Annotated in this window: 16 protein-coding genes; all 16 read right to left on the bottom strand. The window is 70.3% G+C overall.

Translation table 11 applies throughout. The features are described 5' to 3' along the window. Positions 1 to 882: 882 nt before the first annotated feature. The 16 genes from FRANCCI3_RS22185 to FRANCCI3_RS22105 all read right to left on the bottom strand — a co-directional run bounded on the left by FRANCCI3_RS22185 (position 883) and on the right by FRANCCI3_RS22105 (position 20,690). Positions 883 to 2,643, bottom strand: a complete 1,761-nt coding sequence (locus FRANCCI3_RS22185; protein ID WP_011438738.1) for a purple acid phosphatase family protein — start codon at positions 2,641 to 2,643, stop codon at positions 883 to 885. A 68-nt stretch (positions 2,644 to 2,711) separates the two neighbouring features. Continuing rightward, positions 2,712 to 5,216, bottom strand: a complete 2,505-nt coding sequence (locus FRANCCI3_RS22180; RefSeq protein WP_011438737.1) for an ATP-dependent Clp protease ATP-binding subunit — start codon at positions 5,214 to 5,216, stop codon at positions 2,712 to 2,714. Between the two features lie 549 nt (positions 5,217 to 5,765). Further along, a complete protein-coding gene (locus FRANCCI3_RS22175; RefSeq protein ID WP_011438735.1) occupies positions 5,766 to 6,713 on the bottom strand; it encodes a (2Fe-2S)-binding protein in 948 nt (315 codons plus the stop codon). A gap of 235 nt (positions 6,714 to 6,948) precedes the next feature. Then, positions 6,949 to 7,779 (bottom strand): SGNH/GDSL hydrolase family protein, encoded by an 831-nt coding sequence (locus tag FRANCCI3_RS22170; RefSeq protein ID WP_023840667.1) that lies wholly within the window; start codon positions 7,777 to 7,779, stop codon positions 6,949 to 6,951. A gap of 289 nt (positions 7,780 to 8,068) precedes the next feature. After that, positions 8,069 to 8,821 carry a type III pantothenate kinase gene (locus FRANCCI3_RS22165; RefSeq protein ID WP_011438733.1) on the bottom strand — a complete coding sequence of 251 codons (753 nt, stop codon included), beginning with the start codon at positions 8,819 to 8,821 and terminating at the stop codon, positions 8,069 to 8,071. Next, entirely contained in the window at positions 8,821 to 9,864 is a 1,044-nt protein-coding gene (nadC, locus tag FRANCCI3_RS22160) for a carboxylating nicotinate-nucleotide diphosphorylase (protein WP_011438732.1), read from the bottom strand. The genes FRANCCI3_RS22165 and nadC overlap by 1 nt, the downstream gene beginning before the upstream one ends. Further along, positions 9,861 to 11,561, bottom strand: coding sequence for an L-aspartate oxidase (locus tag FRANCCI3_RS22155; protein WP_011438731.1), 1,701 nt, complete (start codon positions 11,559 to 11,561; stop codon positions 9,861 to 9,863). Before FRANCCI3_RS22155 ends, nadC begins: the two co-directional genes overlap by 4 nt. Beyond that, positions 11,558 to 12,040, bottom strand: coding sequence for an aspartate 1-decarboxylase (panD, locus tag FRANCCI3_RS22150; RefSeq protein WP_011438730.1), 483 nt, complete (start codon positions 12,038 to 12,040; stop codon positions 11,558 to 11,560). Before panD ends, FRANCCI3_RS22155 begins: the two co-directional genes overlap by 4 nt. A gap of 2 nt (positions 12,041 to 12,042) precedes the next feature. After that, on the bottom strand, positions 12,043 to 13,188 hold the full coding sequence (gene panC, locus FRANCCI3_RS22145; RefSeq protein ID WP_011438729.1) for a pantoate--beta-alanine ligase: 1,146 nt from the start codon (positions 13,186 to 13,188) through the stop codon (positions 12,043 to 12,045). Between the two features lie 200 nt (positions 13,189 to 13,388). Further along, a complete protein-coding gene (locus FRANCCI3_RS28470; protein WP_133056995.1) occupies positions 13,389 to 13,595 on the bottom strand; it encodes a hypothetical protein in 207 nt (68 codons plus the stop codon). A gap of 302 nt (positions 13,596 to 13,897) precedes the next feature. Then, a complete protein-coding gene (locus FRANCCI3_RS22135; protein ID WP_011438727.1) occupies positions 13,898 to 14,809 on the bottom strand; it encodes a phosphoribosylaminoimidazolesuccinocarboxamide synthase in 912 nt (303 codons plus the stop codon). Positions 14,810 to 14,906: 97 nt separating this feature from the next. Beyond that, entirely contained in the window at positions 14,907 to 16,214 is a 1,308-nt protein-coding gene (purB, locus tag FRANCCI3_RS22130) for an adenylosuccinate lyase (protein WP_011438726.1), read from the bottom strand. Further along, positions 16,211 to 16,735 (bottom strand): 5-(carboxyamino)imidazole ribonucleotide mutase, encoded by a 525-nt coding sequence (gene purE, locus FRANCCI3_RS22125; RefSeq protein WP_011438725.1) that lies wholly within the window; start codon positions 16,733 to 16,735, stop codon positions 16,211 to 16,213. Before purE ends, purB begins: the two co-directional genes overlap by 4 nt. Before the next feature lie 3 nt (positions 16,736 to 16,738). Further along, positions 16,739 to 18,049 carry a phosphoribosylamine--glycine ligase gene (gene purD, locus FRANCCI3_RS22120; RefSeq protein WP_011438724.1) on the bottom strand — a complete coding sequence of 437 codons (1,311 nt, stop codon included), beginning with the start codon at positions 18,047 to 18,049 and terminating at the stop codon, positions 16,739 to 16,741. 338 nt (positions 18,050 to 18,387) lie between these two features. Beyond that, positions 18,388 to 19,227 (bottom strand): hypothetical protein, encoded by an 840-nt coding sequence (locus FRANCCI3_RS22110; protein WP_369808115.1) that lies wholly within the window; start codon positions 19,225 to 19,227, stop codon positions 18,388 to 18,390. Between the two features lie 179 nt (positions 19,228 to 19,406). Beyond that, complete coding sequence (locus FRANCCI3_RS22105; RefSeq protein ID WP_011438722.1) at positions 19,407 to 20,690, bottom strand: adenylosuccinate synthase; 1,284 nt, start codon at positions 20,688 to 20,690, stop codon at positions 19,407 to 19,409. Between the last annotated feature and the right edge of the window lie 7 nt (positions 20,691 to 20,697).

The following is a 20,697-nucleotide window of genomic DNA, read 5'->3' as shown; positions in this document are numbered from 1 at the left end:
TCGCTGAACGTGCCAGCCGCGACAAGCGCCGAGGACGACGGATCCGGCGGCGACGCCTTCCCGGGCGTCTTCAAATCCGCTCGCACCCGCCGGTGATACTTTCTTCCGGGGACCGTAATACCGGGCCGCGTAATGCTGGTCCCGTCCGAAAATCCTGGTCATAGCGGGTGGGCCTGAGGGCAGGAGCCCCCTGGCCGCTCGCTGCTTCTCAGCCAATGGTCGCCCCCCAGACGGCGGTCCCTCAGCCGGGCATTGATCGTGCTATCCCGGTGAATTGTGGCGTGCTGGCGGAAAAATATTCCTGGCGCCTGGTGGATGTCCAGAGGAGTCCTGAAAAATCGGCCTTGCGATCGCTGCCGGCCCGTCGGTTGCGATCCTTCCGTGGGGTGTGCCGTCGCTCCCGCCCGAGGAAGGATCGGCAACCGGGCCCAGGGTCGTACCCCCGACGAAGTTCTGTAGTGCCCGCTGCCGCGCCGCCGGTATACGCGTGCGCCGGTGAACTTCCGCGGTCGTCCTTTCGTCGCATGGTGGGTCGCCGTTGTATCCATGATGTTGACATGATGTTATTCGGCTCGTTCGTCGTCCCGGATGTGCCCGCCACCGCGCGGGCGCGGTTTGTTCGCGGAATTGGCGGGATCCATCGAGCTGATCGGTGCAGCGGCGGTGGTTCCGGCGCCAATAATCCGACGGATCTCACAGCGAGTGACGCTATCCCGGGGGCGGATCTGACGTTGAATACCGTCACACGATGCGAGCGGTGAACGGTCTTCGGTCGAGATCGAGGTTGTCATGGTCGTGGCACGATTCCTGAGCTCCCGCCGGAAGGGCGATCAGAACCGGCCCGCTTCGCACCGTCCGACGGCTTCTCGGTCGGGTGGCCGGTCAGGTGGTGGGCACGGCCGCGTCGGCGCGTGGCCGGACGAGGGTGAACCGGTCGAACGGGACCGGCGTCGGTGCACTGGAGTCGTACACGGTCACCCGGATGCTCGTCGAGCCGCCCGGTTCACCTGGATCCACCTCGAAAGCCGCGAAGGCGTATGGATGCTCCGGTGCCCGGAAGGCGAGCCAGGGCGCGTCCTCTCTCGCCCGGACCGATTGGCGATGCCACCGGCCGGGATCCTGTTCGTGCACGCCGACGATGACCCAGCAGGCGGGTGGATCGAACAGTGCGTGCGCGGACGGCGACGAGGATCCTCCGGTGCCCACGAGCAGGTGGACGGTGCCCGCCGAGGTGTCGAGCAGGTCACCGGCCCCGTCACCGGCCGCGGCGCCCGCTCCGTCAGCGGTCTTCCGGGCGGGCGTCGTCGCGCCGGGGACCGGGCGGGGAGTCCGGGTCGCGCTGTCCGGCACGACCCCGCGCAGCGGATGAGTGCGCTCGTAGTGGTGCTCGTGGCCGCAGAGCACCAGATCCACCTCGTAGGTGTCGAACAACGGCAGCCATTCTTCCCGGATACCGAGGTCGGCGCCGTTGTGCTCCACCGCGGTCGACACCGCGGCGTGGTGCATGCCGACGACGATCCAGTCGATACCGGGATCGGCGCGGGCCTGTTTGAGGGTCTGTCTCAACCAGGAGGTCTGCCGGCCGGCGCTGTACCCATGGAGGTAGACCCGCCCGCTGTCCTGATAGCAGACGTCGGCGGCGCTGAGCATGACGAACCGCACGCCGCCGACGGTGAACGCGTACCAGAGCCCGGCGAGGTAGGCCTCCTCGTCGTGCTGGGGAAGGGCGAAGTAGGTCTGGTAGGCGGCGAGCCCCAGAGCTCCGTTGCCCCGCTCGGTCTCATGGTTGCCGTTGCAGGGCATCCACGGCCGGAACCGGGCGGAGGCGCTGATCATCGCGAACCAGTCGAACCAGGCGCGAACCGGATCCGTGCGCTGGTTGGCGTACGACAGGTCACCGTTCGCGAGGTTGAACAGTGGCGCGAGGCGTTCCACTCCGGTTATCACGTGGCGTGACGCAGCCGAGCCGTACGGATCGTGCGGCTCGTCGGTGCCCTGGTCGCCGAAGCAGGTGAAGCTGAAGGCGGCCCGATGCCGCGGAGCCGTGCGGAACGACCCGTGGGCCAAGCCCCAGCGCCCGTCATGACCCACGTCATAGCGGTAGTCGGCAGCCGGCAGGAGCCCGGACAGGTGCGCATGGTGGGCGAAGACCACCTCGTTTGTCAGGGCGTCCGTGTAGGAACGGGTGAGCGCGGTCACCGAGCCGGTAGATCCGCCAGCCGCCGGACCGAACCGTACCTGGGGCCGAGGGACGGCCGTTCGGGTCAGCCACGAGACGACCATGGACGTGGCGGGATCGGAGCCGAAGGTCAGGTGAACGCCGAGCGCGACGTCGGGACTACCAGTCACCAGCGGAGCTCTCCCGTTCGCCGAACCAGCAGTCCGAATCGTCCTCGGGGCGATGAAGTTGTGCCTGTGCTCGTGCCTGCGCCGGCAACCGGACCCGATCTCGCCGGATGCCCCGGCCGGCAAGGTGGTTACCCGGTGGCTGACATTTTCCCATATTCTGTTACCGGTCGCCGATCGAGCGGTGCGACCGAGCGATGTGTGAGAGAACGAACGTGTTCCAGCTCTGGAGCGACCAGCCCGGCTACGCGGCCGAGACTGCGATGGCCGGAGCAGCCGCGGGGCTACTCCGGCCATCGCGTCCGGCCCTCGCCGGGTCACCGGACTGGCCGCCTCCCGGGAGGCGGCACGGAATTCCCGACCGCCTACTCGCTGGACTTGGCCAGATCGACCGGCGGGGCATCGGGCACCTGGTTCGGCTTCGCCTCGCCGCGGAAGACGAACTTCGCCTCGTCACCGTCGCCTTCGACATCCCCGACGACGATCTCGCCCGGCTTGAGCGTGCCGTAGAGGATCTTCTCGGACAGGACGTCCTCGATCTCCCGCTGGATCGTCCGGCGCAGTGGCCGGGCACCCAGCACCGGGTCGTACCCCTTCTTCGCCAGAAGCGCCTTGGCGGCCGACGTCAACTCGAGAGCCATGTCCTTGTTCTTGAGCTGGGCGTCCACCCGGGCCAGCATGAGATCGACGATCTGGATGATTTCGGCCTCGGACAGCTGGTGGAAGACGATGATGTCGTCGATCCGGTTGAGGAACTCGGGCCGGAAGTGCTGCTTGAGCTCGTCCTGGACCTTCGCCTTCATCCGCTCGTAGTCGACGGCGCCTTGGCCGGTGGCGAAGCCGATGCCGGGGCCCTTGGAGATGTCCCGGGTGCCCAGGTTCGACGTCATGATCAGGACGGTGTTCTTGAAGTCGACCAGCCGGCCCTGGGAGTCGGTCAGGCGACCATCCTCCAGGATCTGCAGCAGCGTGTTGAAGACGTCGGGGTGGGCCTTCTCGACCTCGTCGAACAGGACCACCGAGAACGGCTTGCGCCGGACCCGTTCGGTGAGCTGGCCGCCCTCCTCGTAGCCGACGTAGCCGGGCGGGGAACCCACCAGCCGCGAGACGGTGTGCTTCTCCATGTACTCGGACATGTCGAGCTGGATGAGCGCGTCCTCGTCGCCGAAGAGGAACTCGGCGAGCGTCTTGGACAGCTCGGTCTTACCGACACCGGACGGGCCGGCGAAGATGAACGAGCCGCCGGGGCGCTTCGGGTCCTTCAGCCCGGCGCGGGTGCGCCGGATCGCCTGGGAGACGGCCTTGATGGCCTGCTGCTGGCCGATGACGCGCTTGTGCAGCTCGTCCTCCATGCGCAGGAGGCGCGCGGTCTCCTCCTCGGTGAGCTTGAAGACCGGGATGCCCGTCCAGATCGCGAGCACCTCGGCGATCTCCTCGTCGCCCACCTCGGCGACGACGTCCATGTCGCCGGCCTTCCACTCCTTCTCCCGCTTGGCCTTCTCGGAGAGGAGGGTCTTCTCCTTGTCCCGCAGGGACGCAGCCTTCTCGAAGTCCTGCGCGTCGATCGCGGACTCCTTGTCCCGGCGGACGGCGGCGATGCGCTCGTCGAACTCGCGCAGGTCCGGCGGGGCGGTCATCCGACGGATGCGCATCCGCGAACCCGCCTCGTCGATCAGGTCGATCGCCTTGTCCGGCAGGAACCGGTCGGAGATGTAACGGTCGGCCAGGGAGGCCGCCGCCACCAGGGCGGCATCGGTGATCGAGACGCGGTGATGCGCCTCGTACCGGTCCCGCAGCCCCTTGAGGATCTCGATCGTGTGCGCCACCGACGGCTCCGCGACCTGGATCGGCTGGAACCGCCGCTCAAGAGCGGCGTCCTTCTCCAGGTGCTTGCGGTACTCGTCGAGCGTGGTCGCGCCGATGGTCTGCAACTCACCCCGGGCGAGCATGGGCTTGAGGATCGACGCCGCGTCGATGGCACCCTCGGCCGCGCCCGCGCCGACCAACGTGTGCAGCTCGTCGATGAACAGGATGATGTCGCCGCGGGTCCGGATCTCCTTGAGGACCTTCTTCAGCCGCTCCTCGAAGTCACCGCGGTAGCGGGAACCGGCGACCAGAGCGCCGAGGTCGAGGGTGTAGAGCTGCTTGTCCTTCAGGGTCTCGGGCACCTCGCCCTTGATGATCGCCTGCGCCAGCCCCTCGACCACGGCGGTCTTGCCGACGCCGGGCTCGCCGATGAGGACGGGGTTGTTCTTGGTGCGGCGCGACAGCACCTGCATGACGCGCTCGATCTCCTTCTCGCGCCCGATGACCGGGTCGAGCTTGGACTCGCGCGCCGCCGCGGTGAGGTTGCGGCCGAACTGGTCGAGCACCAGGGAGGTGGACGGGGTCCCCTCGGCGGGCGCGCCGGACGTGGCGGTCTCGCCCTTGCCCTGGTAACCGGACAGCAGCTGGATGACCTGCTGCCGCACCCGGTTGAGGTCCGCACCCAGCTTGACGAGCACCTGAGCGGCGACACCCTCGCCCTCGCGGATCAGGCCCAACAGGATGTGCTCGGTGCCGATGTAGTTGTGACCGAGCTGCAGCGCCTCCCGAAGCGACAGCTCCAGGACCTTCTTCGCGCGCGGCGTGAACGGGATGTGCCCGCTCGGTGCCTGCTGCCCCTGGCCGATGATCTCTTCGACCTGTGACCGCACACCCTCAAGGGAGATGCCGAGGGACTCGAGAGCCTTGGCGGCGACGCCCTCGCCCTCGTGGATCAGGCCGAGCAGGATGTGCTCGGTCCCGATGTAGTTGTGGTTGAGCATCCTGGCCTCTTCTTGGGCCAGGACGACGACCCGACGTGCCCGGTCGGTGAATCTCTCGAACATGTGCGCTCCTTCGAGCTGCGACCGACCACACGACAGCCGGTATCCGCATGCTAGCTCCGCCGAGGCATGTCCTCACGCATCGAACAGAAACCTACCCGCCGGCACCGCCCACATCGTCGTGGGCGGCGGACCGGCGCAAGTGCCGGCCGTCCAGCGGAGACGTCTAATGCAACCGTGGCCGACCAGCCATGACTCCGTCACGTCGTTCCGCCAAGAGCAGAACGACGCCACCCGCTTCGCGACGCCACCCGCTTCGCGACGCCACCCGCTTCGCGACGCCACCCGCTTCGCGACGTCTCCGGTCGGACGTACGGTGCGGCGGGACGCGCCAGGCGGTGCGTCCCACCTCGGTGAGCCTCCTCACCGATGCTACCGACGGTAGTGGATGAGGAGGTGCATCTTGTTGTGATTCAACTCACATGTATATCGTTTTGCGTTGTCAATGTTACTCATTGTCGTCGCCCTGGGGAGTTTCGGCGACGGATCTTGCTTGCATCTCGCGAGTAACTACTTTACGTGCGCATACTCGGGCTGTACTTCGGGTGGCTCTCAGACCGCAAGGCCTCCATTGCCCTGCGTGTCGATCCAGGCGCGCAGCCGTTCCTCGCGATCCTGGTCACCAGTAAAGGGACACGAGGTGCAGTAGTCGTCACCAAGCCGGTAGGCCAGGCAGCACGACCCACGGCGTATGCCGGTGTACCGTCGGCCGTGGTGGACGAACTCGTGCCAACGGGGCCGGGCCCGGATGGTGGGCGTGGCCCGGGAGAAGAAGGCGTCGGCCTCCACTCGGCCGAGGTGGGGATCGCCGGTCGCGCGCTCGGTCAGCAGGAAGGCGCGGGCGCACTGCGCGGCCACCGCACCCCACAGCGCCGGAAGGCCGAGCCGGACCCGTCCCCGCAGCTCCTCGACGAACGGTTGGAGATGCGCGAGCACCTCCTCGACCAGGCGACCGCGCAACGCGGCGACGTCCCCGACCACGCCGATCCGGGCATTCATCCCGTCTCCGGCGGTGGCGCCCCCCGCGATCGGGTCATCCGCCAGGACGGTCATGGCCGGTCGGTGGAACGCGGTCTGGTCGAACCAGCCGCCGTCGAGGACGCGCAGGGACATCGTCGCCGGGGTCAGGGCCGGCACCCGGTGCAGGAGGACGAAACAGGCGATGGCCGGGGCGGCGACGTTCGCCGAGTACCAGTTCGCCAGGTAGCTCGCGGCGACCTCCGGGCTGGCGCCGTGCGTGTCGCCCACCCGGGCCAAGGCCTCGGCCACGCCTGCTGGCCCGGTCAGGAAGGCACAGTCGGCCCAGCCCGGGCCGTCCGGCATCCCGAACTGCACACCGCGTGGCTCCAGCACCTCGGCGAGGTCCCGCAGGCTCGCCTCGAACGGCGGTTCGGCGCACTGAACGGTACCCCCGGAGAATTCCGGCGCCGTCCCCTCGGGGGCCACCTCCCTGGAAGGCGCCGCCGGGGACGCCGCCGAGCCGGTGCGGCGTTCGTTCACCGACTGCTTCACTGCCGGGACCGGGAGGTGTGTCGCGGCTGGGCCGGGCGTAGCTGTGCCAGGGTGCGGGATCTCCCGCGGAGTGGCGTGAGCGTGAGCATGAGCATAACTTTAAGTAAGCCTAACTTCATGTCTGGCGTCAACTGGAGTCGCCATCAGTGCTATGCCCACGAGTCATCGGGTCGGCATCATGAGTGGTTCGACATCGCGCGGTTGCCGGGATGGTCGGCCCGCGTCACCAGCTGTCCATGGCGAGATGGCGCTGGACGGCCTCGGCGATGGCCTGCTGCCCGTGCATGGTGGGGTGCGCGCTCAGATCACGTGTCGGTCCGAACAGATTGACCGGAGCCACCCACGGGTCCGGTGTGCAGATTTCGTGACCGCGTAGCACCCGATCCGTCGAGACGAACTCCACTCCCGCATCCGACGCGGCTTTTCTGATGACCCGGTCGAGCTGTCTGTTCAGCCTCGTCAGCTGTCGACGTTCCCTGTTGGTCAGCCAGGTACAGATGTTGTTGAGTTGGTTGTCCGGAAATATGTAGGGATAGCCGACCACGATGATCCGCGAATGCGGGGCGGCGGCCTTCACCGCCGTGTAGTTGGCGCTCAGGACACCCGGGAGTTCCTTGGTGACAAGATCGCGCTCGCGGCGGTCGTTGCCATCCCAGAAGCATCTCCACGCATAACAACTGAAGATGACTCTGCCGAATCCGGCATCGTTGCCGCCGATGGTGATGGTGACGACGTCCGGGGCCCGGCCCAGTGCACGTAGCTGGGCCAGCTGGGGTTTCTCGCCCTTGAATGACTCGTGTAGGGCGCCGGTGGTGGCTCCGGAACACGCGGCGAACAGCGAGACGGTGACCCCCGATCCCATACCGCCCAGTAGTCGTGGCCAGGCCTGGCTGCTCCGCCGGCACCGGGGGGCCAGCGAGTCGAAGGGGGGATTGCCCTCTCCCGAGGAGTAGGAGTCGCCCAGCACGGCCAGGGTACGGGGCTGCGGACCGGCCGAAGCCGGATCATTCCAACCGTATGTAATCGGAACCGCGGCGAACAAGAATGCTGCCATCGCGGTGACAAGAAAGGGATGAGTGAAGTATCCGCTGCCGGGATGTGACGATACGCCGGGTTGTGTTCCCGAGATTCGGTCCCGCATGGCACGGAATCGTAACCGAGTCGCGGGAGGGCGGTCCGTCGAACCCGGTGGCTGTCGCTCGGCAGAGTCGGTTGCCTAATCCGCTGGACCGGCCGAAGCCCCGGAGATGCACGATCGTCGTAATTAGCCTGGTCGCCGTAAGGCAGCCCGAACGAGCCCGAACGAGCCCGGTCGGGATCGGTCGGGATCGGTCGGGACCGGATCAGATATTCTTCTCGAAGACGAGACGCAGGCCGATGAGTGTCAGATGGGGCTCGTGACGGTCAAGGGTCTCACTTTCCTTGATGACCACGGACGCGAGACCCCCGGTGGCGATCGCCACCGCATCCGTGTCCAGCTCGGCCCGGATGCGGCGTACCAGGCCGTCCACCTGGCCGGCGACGCCGTAGATCATGCCAGACTGGAGTGCCTCGACCGTGCTCTTGCCGATGACGGAACGTGGCGCGACCAGTTCCACCTTACGGAGCTGGGCCGCCCGGGACGCGAGTGCGTCCAGCGCGATCTCGATGCCCGGTGCGAAGATTCCGCCGATGAACTCGCCGCGTGCCGAGACGATGTCCAGGTTCGTCGAGGTGCCGAAGTCGACGACGATCGCCGGCCCGCCGTAGAGGTGGTGCGCGGCGAGTGTGTTCATGATGCGGTCCGCGCCGGCTTCCTTCGGATTGTCGATGAGGATGGGAACCCCGGTCCGCGTCCCCGGTTCGACGATGACGACCGGGATGTCGTGGAAGGCCCGGACCACCATCCGGCGCAGCGCTCGAAGCGCGGCGGGAACGGTTGAGCAGATCGAGACACCGGTGACCTGGTACTCGCCGAGCAGGCCGCGGTAGAGAAGCACCAGTTCGTCCGCGGTCGCCTGCGGGTCGGTGCGCACCCGCCAGGAGTCGGCGAGGTGTTCACCCTCGAACACGCCGACGACGGTGTTGGTGTTACCGACGTCGATGGCGAGCAGCATCAGGATTCCTCCACGATCAGATCCTCGATCGGTGGGCCCGCGGTGGCCGATCCCGGGCGATGATCGGGGTCCAGGGCGAGATCGAGGCCGAGGTCGAGAGCGGGCGCCGAATGGGTCAGGGCGCCGACGGCGAGATAGTCGACGCCGACGGCTGCCACCGCCGCCGCCGTTCGCAGGGTCAGGCCGCCGCTCGCCTCGAGCCGCACCCCGGCCGGACGGGCGAGCTGGACCGCGGCTCGCAGGTCCGCCAGCGACATATTGTCGCAGAGGATGAGATCACATCCGGCATCGACGGCCTCCGCGACCTGGTCGACGGTGTCGCATTCGACCTCGACGGGCAGCCCGGGGAACCGTGCCCGCACCGCGGCGAACGCCGCCGCCACGCCGCCCGCCGCGACCACGTGGTTGTCCTTGATCAGGGCTGCGTCCGTCAACGACATGCGGTGGTTCACCCCGCCCCCGCAGCGCACCGCGTACTTCTCCAGCGCGCGCAGGCCGGGTAGCGTCTTGCGGGTGTCGCGGATCATCGCGCCGGTGCCGGCGACCGCGTCGACCCAGGCCCGCGTCAGGGTGGCGATCCCGGACAGGTGGCACAGCAGGTTCAGCGCGGTACGTTCGGCGGTGAGCAGGCCGCGGACCGGCCCGTTGACGTAGGCCACCGTGGTACCCGGCGGGACAGGGTCGCCGTCGCGAGCGGTCAGGGTGACGGTCGCGGCCGGCCCGAGCAGGCTCTCGAAGACGGCGGCGGCGACCGGCAGGCCGGCGACGACGCCCGCGGCCCGCGAGACGATGGCGCCGTGCCCGACGAGAGCGGGGTCGACCGTCGCCTCGGAGGTCGCGTCGACCGCGCCGATCTGGCCGGTCACCTCGTTCTCCTCCCAGACCGGGAGGTCCTCCACGAGCGCGCGGCCGACCAGGGCCACCACCCCGTCCGGGTCGAGGCCGGCCGAGGCGAGGGCACTGCGGGTGGCGGGCGAGAGCCGTCCGCCGGGCACACCGGCGGAACCGGGCCCGCAGACGGAGCCGGGCGCGGAACCGCTCACCGCGAGCCGCGCATGGGCTCGACGTCCACGATCAGTTCCCCTTCTGGATTGAGCCGGGTGAGGATCCGGCCGAGCCAGTGTTCGTCGTCCCGCTCACCGAAGTCCTCTCGCCAATGGGACCCGCGGGTCTCCGTCCGGCTGGCGGCGGCGGCGGCGAGGGCCGTCGCAACCGTGCGCAGGTTGGTCATCTCCCAGGCCGGCGGCCCGGCCGTGACCGTCGCCCCGCTGACCCGCAGGTCCCCGAGACCGGCCAGTACCTTCGCCGTCGCCCGCAGGCTGTCCGCGCTGCGCAGCACCCCGGCACCGTCGGTCATCGCGCGCGCGAGCTCCGCGCGTTCGGCGGGGTCGGTCAGACCACTGCCGCGACCGACCACCGGCGCGGCGGGGATGGCGACGCGGTGCCGGCCGCCGGGCGCTGTGCCGGCCAGGTGCTCCGCGATGCGTGCGGCGAAGACCAGCCCCTCCAGCAGGCTGTTCGACGCGAGCCGGTTGGCGCCGTGCACCCCGGTGCAGGCCACCTCCCCGCAGGCGTACAGGCCGGCCACGCTCGTGCGGCCCCACAGATCCGTGCGCACCCCGCCGCTGGCGTAGTGGGCGGCCGGCGCGACGGGGATCGGCCTGGCGACCGGATCGATGCCGGCGGACCGGCAGCGCGCGGTGATCGAGGGAAACCGCCGCTCGATGGTCGCCGCGCCCAGCCCCCGGGCGTCCAGGAACAGGTGATCGACCCCCTGGGCCGCCATGACCCGCGACATCTGCTTGGCGACGACGTCGCGCGGCGCGAGGTCGGCCAGCCGATGGACGCCCGCCATCACCCGTTCGCCGGCCGCGTCGACGAGAACGGCACCCTCCCCCCGCATGGCCTCGCTGACCAGTGGCTGCTGGCCCCCGAGCAGTTCGGCGACGGCGCCCGGCCTGGACGGGGGTAGCCACAGGGCGGTCGGGTGGAACTGGACGAACTCCAGGTCCGCGACGACGGCGCCCGCGCGCAGAGCCAGCGCCACCCCGTCCCCGGTGGAGACGCCGGGATTGGTCGTCGACGCGAAGATCTGCCCCATCCCGCCGGTCGCCAGGACCACCGCGCCCGCCGTCACCGCGCCGACGCCGTCCCGGCTGCCCTCCCCCAGCACGTGCAGGGTAGCGCCGGCGGCCCGGCCGTCGGAGTCGAGCAGCAGGTCGAGGACCAGGGCGTGTTCGATGACCTCGATGCTCTCATCGGCCCGGACGGCGGTGATCAGGGCGCGTTCCACCTCCAGGCCGGTGGCGTCCCCACCCGCATGGATGATGCGGTTGCGCAGATGGCCGCCCTCCCGAGTGAGGGCGAACGAGCCGTCGGTGGTCCGATCGAACCGGGCGCCGAGCTCGGCGAGCTCACGCACCCGCGCCGGTCCGTCGCGGACCAGCACTCGGGCTGCGTCCTCGTCGCACAGCCCGACGCCGGCGACCAGGGTGTCGGCAAGATGATCATCGGGCGAGTCCTCCGCGGCGAGCGCGGCGGCGATCCCACCCTGCGCCCACCGGGTCGACCCGGCGTCGAGGTGCGCCTTGGTCACCAGCAGCACCCGGGCGGCGGGCAGCGCCCGGCGCAGGTGCAGGACCGTCGTGAGCCCGGCGATGCCCGAACCGATGACGACGACGTCCGCGGCGCGCATCCATCCCGGGCGGGGCGCGCCGAGCCGGCAAGGTAGCACGGTCACTGCGTAGCCATGGCCGATCGGACCGCCGCCGCGGCTGTGGGTACCGGGATGTCGACCGGGATGTCGACCGGGATGTCGCCACGCAGGCTCGACGGGTCGCCGGGGAGCGGTTCGGCCGGGTCGTCGCCGTGCCCGATGATCCGGTTTGCCGCGTCGACGAACAGCACCTTCGGGACGTGCCGGCGCGCCTCGGCGTCGTCCATGAGCCCGTACGCAATGATGATCACTAGGTCGCCCGGCTGGACCAGGCGCGCCGCGGCACCGTTAATACCGATGATCCCGCTTCCCGCCGGTCCCGCGATGGCGTACGTCTCCAGCCGGGCGCCGTTGTTGATGTCGACGATCGTGACCTGCTCGCCAGGCAGCAGGTCGGCGGCGGCCAGCAGGTCCGCGTCGATCGTCACGGAGCCCACGTAGTGCAGATCGGCCTGGGTGACCGTGGCACGGTGGATCTTGGCGGTGAGCATGGTGCGCAACACGGTCAGGCTCCCGGGTGATCGCGGTCGGCGGGACGGTCCGGTCGGGGGGTGACGGCGGGGGATCCGGCTGATGCCGGAGTTCCGGTGGGGGCCGGCGCCGGGGATTCCGGAGGCAGGACGAGATCGATGTTGTCGATCAGGCGGGTGGTGCCCACCCGGGCGGCGACGAGTAGCAGGGCGGGACCGCTCCGGACCGGACGTAGATCGTCGGGGCTGGCCAGGGCGAGGTAGTCCACGTCCACCCCGTCCGCGGCGGCCAGAACCTCCCGCGCGGTCGCGAGCACGGTGTCCCGCCCGCCCGCCTGGGCCCGTGCCCCGGCGGCGAGCGCTCGGGACAGCGCGAGCGCGCTGCGCCGCTGGTCGGGGGTCAGGTAGACGTTCCGGCTCGACATCGCGAGGCCGTCGGGCTCGCGCACGGTCTCCACGCCGATCACGGTGACGTCGAAGGCGAGGTCCGCGACCATCCGGCGGATGCAGACCAGCTGCTGGGCGTCCTTGCGCCCGAAGAACGCCAGGTCCGGACGGACCAGGTGGAGCATGGTCCCCACCAGGGTCAGCATCCCATCGAAATGGCCCGGACGGGCGGCGCCTTCAAGCAGCTCACCGAGCGGCCCGGCCTGCAACCGGACGAGCGGCGGCGGGTCGTGGATCGCCCGGGGGACGAAGACGAGATCGACCCCCTCCCCCGCGCACACGTCGAGATCGGCGGCCAGGGTGCGCGGGTACCGGTCGAGATCCTCACCCGCGCCGAACTGCAGCGGATTAACGTAGATCGTGGCAACCACCTGGTCCGCCTGGGCCCGGGCGGCGCGCAACAGCGAGGCGTGGCCCTCGTGCAGCGCTCCCATTGTCATGACGACGGCCCTGGTCGGGCGCGGGTGCCCGGCTGCCGCCCGAGTGGGCGCGTCGTCCGGCGCGGGCGGACCGCCCTCACCCCGCCGGGCGATGTTGGCCTGCCGGTCGAGCGCGGCGAGCCCGGCGCGCAGCTCGGCCCGGTCTCTGGCCAGGACGGGACGGGACGAGCCGGGGAGCGTGCTGGGCCGGGCGGAGGGGGCAATGCTCCTTGCGGAGGGGACCGTGGCGGTGGCCGCCTGATCGCGGGATTCCGTCGATGGGCGGCCGGGCGTGGTGGAGGAAACAGTAGTCATGATCCGTTCCAGTCCTCGGATGGGGTACCGGACGTCGTTGGCAACTGTAACTCGGCTGCAATGGTTGCCGCCCTCCCCTGTGAGCTGGGCTTCGTTCGGGCGATCGTCCCGAACGAAGCCCTCTGCTCACGCCGGAAGGTGCAATTTGTTGCTTTATGACGTTATGCGCCACTTCGTGGGGGCGGCGAGTCCACCGGAGTTCAGGCCCCGGCGTGCGTGGGCTCAGCCCGCTCAGGGGCCTCGGCCTCCTCGGGGGAGGAGGGCGTGGGGGCTCCTGGGCGGGTGTGCTGCGCGACGTAGGTGCCGGCGGCGATCGCCGCCGCGACCGGCCATTCGATGATTGAGGCCGCGGCGAGCCCGCCGAGTCCCAGGTAGTAGGCGCTCTTGCCCAGTGACGGCCACTGCATGCTCGTACCTCGTCCAACCTCGAACCGCGACGTGAGTAGCGGTGCCCGGACCGTGAAGGTGCGTGTGCCAGACGACCGCTCGGGGCCCGTGGGCGCGGCCGGCTGCCGCTGGTCCCGCTCAGGGGCAGAGGTGTCCGTGTCCTCCCGGTGCGGCTGTGGCCGTGCCCGTGGCGGGGTGTCCGTCTTCGTGGCCATGGCAGCTCACCTCTCTCGATATCTCGATCTCCTTCTAGGAGAGAACCTAAGATGAACTTATAGTACCCAGAAGATAACTTCTCGTGTTGTTCGCGGTGCGAGCGCGGTCAGACGGTGGACAGGTAGTCCTTGAAGGAGATGCCGGTCAGCCGCTCGTAGGCCTCCACGTAACGGACCCGGGTCGCCTCGACAACGTCCGCGGGCAGCTCCGGCCCCGGCGCGGTCCTGTCCCAGCCGGTACTCGTCAGATAGTCACGGATGTACTGCTTGTCGAAGGACGGCTGGGAGGCCCCGGGCCGCCAGGTGTCCTCCGGCCAGAACCGGGACGAGTCAGGGGTCAGGACCTCGTCGGCGAGCCGCAGCGTGCCCTGGGTGTCATGACCGAACTCGAACTTGGTGTCAGCGAGCAGGATGCCGCGCTCGGCTGCGAGGACACTGGCCCGGCCGAAGATCTGCAGGGTCAGCCGCTCGAGCTCGGCGGCAAGCTCGGTGCCGATCCGGCCGGCCGCGTCGGCCCGGCTGATGTTCTCGTCGTGCTCACCGATCGGCGCCTTCGTGGACGGCGTGTAGATCGGTGCCGGCAGCTTGCTGCCGTCCACCAGCCCGGTGGGTAGGGGATGCCCGCTGACCGCGCCGGTGCGCTGGTAGTCCTTCAGCCCGCTGCCGGTCAGATAACCACGGGCGACGCACTCGATCTGCACCATGTTCAGGCGTCGGCACAGCATCGACCGGCCACGCAGCTGCTCCGTGTACGGAGTGAGCTCGGCCGGGTACTCGTCGACGTTCGAACTGACGACGTGGGACGGGACCAGGTCGGCGAGCTGGTCGAACCACCACAGCGAAAGCCCGGTGAGAACGGCTCCCTTGTCGGGAATCTCGGTCGGTAGGACCACGTCGAACGCCGAGATGCGGTCGCTGGCGACCAGCAGCACGGCGTCGTCCCCGACCGCGAACAGCTCCCGGACCTTGCCCGAACCCAGGTGGGTGAGTCCGGCGAATTCCTCATGTGTCAGCGGCATAGACAGACCGTACCCAGGGAGAACAACAGCACCTGCCGGCCGGGGCACCGCGCCATGCCTGCGCGGCTGCGCGGCGGGTCAGGTGCGGGGGTGCGGGTCAGGTGAGGGCCGCCAGGGCGTCGAAGACCGAGCCGAGGCGCTCGGTGTAGCGCTCGGGCCGGCTCACCTCGTTGAGCCTGGCCTCGTCCAGGGGCAGGCCGCGGTCGCCGGCGTGCTTGCGCAGCGTTTCCCAAAACGGCACGCCGGTCTGCCAGGTCTCCATCGCCGCCGCCTGGGTGACAGCGTAGGCGTCCTCGCGGGACAGCCCCGTCTCGACGAGTTCGAGCAGCACCGCCGAGGTGTAGACCAGCCCGCCCGTGGCATCGAGGTTCGCCCGCATCCGTGCGGTGTCCACGACCAGCCCGGTGACCAGCCGGGTCGTCAGGTGCAGCAGGTAGTCGACGCCGGTGGCGGCATCCGGCAGCGCGATGCGCTCGGTGGAGGAGTGGGAGATGTCGCGCTCGTGCCACAGCGGCACGCCCTCCAGCACCGGGACGTACTGCGCCCGGACGATCCGGGCGAGCCCGGCGATGCGCTCCGACATGATCGGGTTCTTCTTGTGGGGCATCGCGGAGGAGCCCTTCTGCCCGGAGCCGAACGGCTCGGACAGCTCCCGGACCTCCGTGCGCTGGCCGTGCCGGACCTCCAGGGCGACCGCCTCGCAGACGGTCGCGAGCCCGGCCAGCGCCGCGACCCAGGAGGCGATGCCGTCGCGCAGCACGACCTGGGTGGCCACCGGGGCCGCGGTGAGGCCCAGCTTGTCGGCCACGTAGGCCTCGACGTCGGGGTCGATGTTGGAGTACGTCCCGACCGCGCCGGAGATCTTGGCGACGGCCACGTCCGCGCGGGCCGCGCGCAGCCGGTCGCGGCAGCGGGCGAGCCCGAACGCCAGGTCCGCGACGCGGTGCCCGAACACCGTCGGCTCGCCGTGGATGCCGTGCGTCCGGCCGACCCGCAGGGTGTTCCGGTGGGCCAGGCCGAGGTCGCGCAGCGCGGCGACGAGAATGTCCGCCCGGGCGAGCAGCAGGTCGGTCGACTCGACCAGCTGCAGCGCGAGCGCCGTGTCGAGCAGGTCGGAGGAGGTCATGCCGAAGTGCACGTAGGCGGCGGCGGACCGGGGTTCGGTGCGGTCGGCCCAGGCGGTCAGGAAGGCGATGACGTCATGCTGGGTGACGGCCTCCACCTCGGCGACGGCTTCGGGCGTCGGAGCGGGGGCGGCCCGGACCGGCTCGATGGAATCGGCGGGGATGCGGCCCGCGGCGGCGTGCGCCTCCATGACCAGCACCTCGACGCGACACCACAGCTCGTACTTGTGCGCCTCCGACCACACCCGGCCCATCTCCGCCAGGGTGTACCGGCCGATCATGGCTGGCTGCCGGCCGCGGCCGCCGCGCTCAGCCCGTCCGCCGCGGCCTGCTCGAACTCGTCCTTGAACGCGGCCAGCTTCAGCCCCAGATCGGGATCGGCCAGCGCCAGGATCTGGATCGCCAGGATCGCCGCGTTCGTCGAGTTGTTCAGACCCACGGTCGCGACCGGGACGCCCGGCGGCATCTGCGCGATGGCGAGCAGCGAGTCCATGCCGTCCAGCGCCCCGCCGGAGATCGGCACGCCGATTACCGGCAGCGTGGTGAGGGCCGCAATGGTGCCGGGCAGCGCGGCGGCCAGGCCTGCCCCGGCGATGACCACCGAGATGTCGCGGGCCCGTAGCTGACCCACGTAGTCGGCGAGGGTGCGCGGCGCGCGGTGCGCCGACAGCGACACCTGCTCGTAGGGCACACCGAAGCGTTCCAGAGTGGCGCCGGCCTTGCTCATGGTCTGGGTGTCCGACGGTGATCCGAAGACGATCGCCACCTGGGGATGATCCGGCCCGGGGGTGCTCTGCGACACGGTCTACTCCTTCTTTCTATGTCCTGCGGGATCCTCGCCGGACGCGACGTCCGTTCGACGGACGTCGGCCGCGTGGCGCATCCGGGACGGATCTCCGATGTCGGTGCGGTAATGGGCGCCGGGCAGCGAGATGCGGCTGACGGCCTCGTAGGCCGATCCTCGCGCGGACTCCAGGTTGGAGCCGATGGCCGTGACGGACAGCACACGGCCGCCGGCCGAGACGACCCGACCATCCGGCTCCCTGCGGGTACCGGCGTGCAGGATGTCGACGCCGGCCAGCGCGCCGGCGGCGGCGAGCCCGCGGATCGGGTCGCCGAGCCTGGGGGCCGCCGGATAGCCGTGCGCGGCGACGACGACGCTGATCGCCGCGCCGGAGCGCCACACCGGTGCCCGCCGGCCGGAGAGCACGTCCGTCAACGGCGTCGTGAGCAGGGCGAGGATGGCCTGCACCTCGGGGTCACCGAAGCGCACGTTGAACTCCACCACCCGCGGCCCGCGGGTGGTCAGCGCGAGCCCGGCGTAGAGCAGACCGGTGAACGGGGTGCCGCGCCGGGCCATCTCGGCCACCGTCGGCCGGATCACCGTGGTGACGATCTTCGCCGGCAGGCCATGCGAGGCCCAGGGCAGCGGGGTGTACGCGCCCATCCCCCCGGTGTTCGGGCCGGTGTCGCCGTCGCCGACCCGTTTGTGATCCTGCGCCGGCAGCATCGGGAGGACCGCGCCGGACTCGGTCACCACGGCGAACAGGGAGACCTCGGGCCCGTCGAGGTACTCCTCGAGGACAACCCGGTCGTCCGGTCCGCGCAGGCTCGCGCGGACCGCGGCGACGGCCGCGTCGCGATCCTCGGTCACCGTGACGCCCTTGCCGGCGGCGAGCCCGTCGTACTTCACCACGTACGGTGGCCCGAAGACGTCCAGGTCGGCCAGGGCGGGCTCGATCTCGGTGTGGTCGCGAGAGGCCGCCGTGGGCACCCCGGCGGCGCGCATGACCTCCTTGGCGAACGCCTTGCTGCCCTCCAGCCGGGCCGCGGCCGCGCTCGGGCCGAAGACCGCGAGACCGCGGGCGCGTATCTCGTCGGCGGCCCCGGTTACCAACGGCATCTCCGGACCGATGACGGTGAGGTCCGCGCCGACCGCCTCAGCAAGGTCGGCGACGGCGTCCGGGTCAGCGACGTCGAGCGGGCGGGGCTCGGCGAGCTCGGCGGTTCCGGCGTTTCCGGGCGCGCAGACCAGCGAGCCGACCCGGGGATCGCGGGCGAGCGCCCGGCACAGCGCGTGTTCACGGCCGCCGGAGCCGACAACAAGAATCTTCATCAGTTCACCTCGCGACGCAAGCAGCGGCCCGGTGCGCGGCGGCGAATTCCCGGTAATGCCGGCGGAGCGGGCCGCGTCGCCGCCACGGCCGTGCGCGGGGGACGCGAGGGTCGGTGGCGGCCGTCACCGGTTGTCCCTGGCGCGCGGCGCCGGGACGGAGATCCGGACCGGGCGCGGGTGCCATCGCGAACCGGCGAACCCCGTCTGGGGCATCGCGTCGTCGCAGTTCGGTCGGGTCACGGTTCCACAGTAGCGGGTGTGCTGATCATCGTGCGCGTCGTGCCCGGTCGGTGCCGGTGACTCCCGGCCGATCACCTGGGACGATCCGCGCTGAGCGACTACAGCCCGACACCCGACCGCCAGAGCAGGTGGGCCATGCCGTGCACCAGGTGCAGCGCGCAGCGGCGTGCGTCCACCTCGGCCATGCCCGCGACGATGGCGGCGGCGTCGACCGGCCAGACCCGGACCTCCCGGCCGAGCACGGTCAGCGGGGCGGGATCGTCGCGGCCTTCGAAGGCGCGCCCACCCGGTTCGACGAACAGGTGCAGCGACCGCCCCGCAGCCGGGAAGTTCTCGCAGCGCCAGTACAGCAGCGGCCACGCCTGCAGCCGTTCCCGCCGTCCCGGCCAACGCCGGCGGCGACCGGGGTCAACGGCCGCCTCACCCGCGTCCGCCCGGTCCGCCCGGTCCGCCCGATCCGCCCGGTCCGCCCGATCCGCCGGGTCGGCCCGGGCCGCCGGGTCCGTGACCGCCCGTGTCGCCCGTGTCGCCCCGCCCTCGCTCAGGTCCAGCGCGGGCAGCGGCCGCCCGGCACGGTACCGCGCCGGCGCGCGGTGCGGCGCGGTGCGGGTCGCCCGCACCGTGACCGGTGGTACCAGGTGTTCGGCCGCGCAGAAGTCCAGGAAGTCACGGATCTGGGCGTCGACGTGACTGGCGACGGCCGCGGCGCGTTCGAGCCGCTGTGCCTCGGCCCGCTTCGAGCTCCGGATGGCGTGGCTGCCCCGCAGCAGCACGTCGGTCAGGGTCTGCGGCAGAGCCTCGCCGGTGGGGGAGAACCCGACCGGCCAGGCGTCGGAGTCGGTCGGGTGCAGGTAACCGCGTCTCACGGCTGGTGGCCAACGGGCCGGTTGCGGGGCTTCGGCCGGTTCCGGCAGCGACAGCGGTGTCCGCCCGGGGATGGAAGGATCGTCATCCGACGGCCGGGACCTGACAACGGCCACCGCCACCACCCCCGGACGTCATTGCTTTGCGTGACCGCCCAAGCGTCGACGGTAATGCTTCCGGGTGCAACCGGAACCGACCGGATCTCGGCCCGCGCCGGGCGGGATCAGATCAGGTCCGTTCCGGACCAGTCGTTTCAGACCAGGTCATTGATGACGAGCGTCTGGTCCCGCCCGGGACCGACGCCGACCGCCGACACCGGGGCGCCGGAGAACTCCTCCAACGCCCTGATGTAGTCCTTCGCGGCGCCGGGCAGGTCGGCGAACGACCGGACGTCGGAGATGTCCTCGTGCCAGCCGGGCAGGTCGGTGTAGATCGGCTTGGCGTGGTGGAACTCGGTCTGGGTCATGGGCATCTCGTCAACCCGTTCGCCGCCGAGGTCGTAGCCGACGCAGATGGGCACCCGGTCGAAGCCCGACAGGACGTCCAGTTTGGTGAGGAAAAGGTCGGTCAGGCCGTTGACCCGCACCGCGTAGCGGGCGATTACGGCGTCGAACCAGCCGGTGCGCCGCGCCCGGCCGGTCGTCACGCCGAACTCCCCGCCGATGCGGCGCAGCTCCTCTCCGACCTTGTCGTCCAGTTCGGTGGGGAAGGGGCCGGCGCCGACCCGGGTCGTGTAGGCCTTGATGATGCCGATCACCCGACTGATCCTCGTCGGGCCGATGCCGGCGCCGGTGGCCGCGTAGCCGGCGGTCGGGTTCGATGACGTGACGAACGGGTAGGTGCCGTGGTCGACGTCGAGGAGGGTGCCCTGGGAGCCTTCGAGCAGCACGACCTTGCCCGCGCGCAGCGCCCGGTCGAGGATCAGACCGGTGTCGGCGATGTGGGGTTGCAGGCGTTTCGCGTAGTCGGCGTACTCCTCGACCACCTCGTCGAGCTCGATCCGGCGCCGGTTGTAGACCTTGGCCAGGACCTGGTTCTTCTCCCGTAGCACCAGTTCGAGCTTCTTGTGGAAGATGCCCGGGTCGAGGAGATCCTGCACTCTGATGCCCGTACGGGCAACCTTGTCGCCGTAGGTGGGACCGATGCCGCGACCGGTGGTACCGATCCGCGCCTTGCCCAGGTAACGCTCGATGACCCGGTCCAGCGCCCGGTGATGGGGCATGATCAGATGGGCGTTCGCGCTGATCAGGAGCCGGGAGACGTCGATGCCGCGGGCGGTGAGCCCGTCCATCTCGGCCAGCAGCACGCCCGGGTCGATGACGACCCCGTTGCCGATCACGGGAACGCAGTCGGCCCGCAGCATGCCACTGGGAATCAGGTGGAGCGCGTAACTCTCCGCCCCGATGACCACGGTGTGGCCGGCGTTGTTGCCACCCTGGTACCGGACGACGTAATCGACGGCGCCGCCCAGGAGGTCGGTCGCCTTTCCTTTTCCCTCGTCGCCCCACTGGGCACCGATGAGGACAAGAGCAGGCACCGGGCGA

It is taken from the genome of Frankia casuarinae (assembly GCF_000013345.1).
Taxonomy (GTDB): domain Bacteria; phylum Actinomycetota; class Actinomycetes; order Frankiales; family Frankiaceae; genus Frankia; species Frankia casuarinae.
This window is presented reverse-complemented; position numbering and strand designations above follow the sequence as displayed.

Excerpts from the sequence above, each read along its gene's own strand:
- FRANCCI3_RS22180 (WP_011438737.1), bottom strand. The coding sequence starts at position 5,216 with ATGTTCGAGAGATTCACCGACCGGGCACGTCGGGTCGTCGTCCTGGCC.
- FRANCCI3_RS28470 (WP_133056995.1), bottom strand. The coding sequence starts at position 13,595 with ATGCAGTGGCCGTCACTGGGCAAGAGCGCCTACTACCTGGGACTCGGC.
- FRANCCI3_RS22135 (WP_011438727.1), bottom strand. The coding sequence starts at position 14,809 with ATGCCGCTGACACATGAGGAATTCGCCGGACTCACCCACCTGGGTTCG.
- FRANCCI3_RS22165 (WP_011438733.1), bottom strand. The coding sequence starts at position 8,821 with ATGCTGCTCGCCATCGACGTCGGTAACACCAACACCGTCGTCGGCGTG.
- panC (WP_011438729.1), bottom strand. The coding sequence starts at position 13,188 with ATGACTACTGTTTCCTCCACCACGCCCGGCCGCCCATCGACGGAATCC.
- FRANCCI3_RS22170 (WP_023840667.1), bottom strand. The coding sequence starts at position 7,779 with ATGGCAGCATTCTTGTTCGCCGCGGTTCCGATTACATACGGTTGGAAT.
- purD (WP_011438724.1), bottom strand. The coding sequence starts at position 18,049 with ATGAAGATTCTTGTTGTCGGCTCCGGCGGCCGTGAACACGCGCTGTGC.
- FRANCCI3_RS22185 (WP_011438738.1), bottom strand. The coding sequence starts at position 2,643 with ATGGCCGGAGTAGCCCCGCGGCTGCTCCGGCCATCGCAGTCTCGGCCG.
- purB (WP_011438726.1), bottom strand. The coding sequence starts at position 16,214 with ATGATCGGCCGGTACACCCTGGCGGAGATGGGCCGGGTGTGGTCGGAG.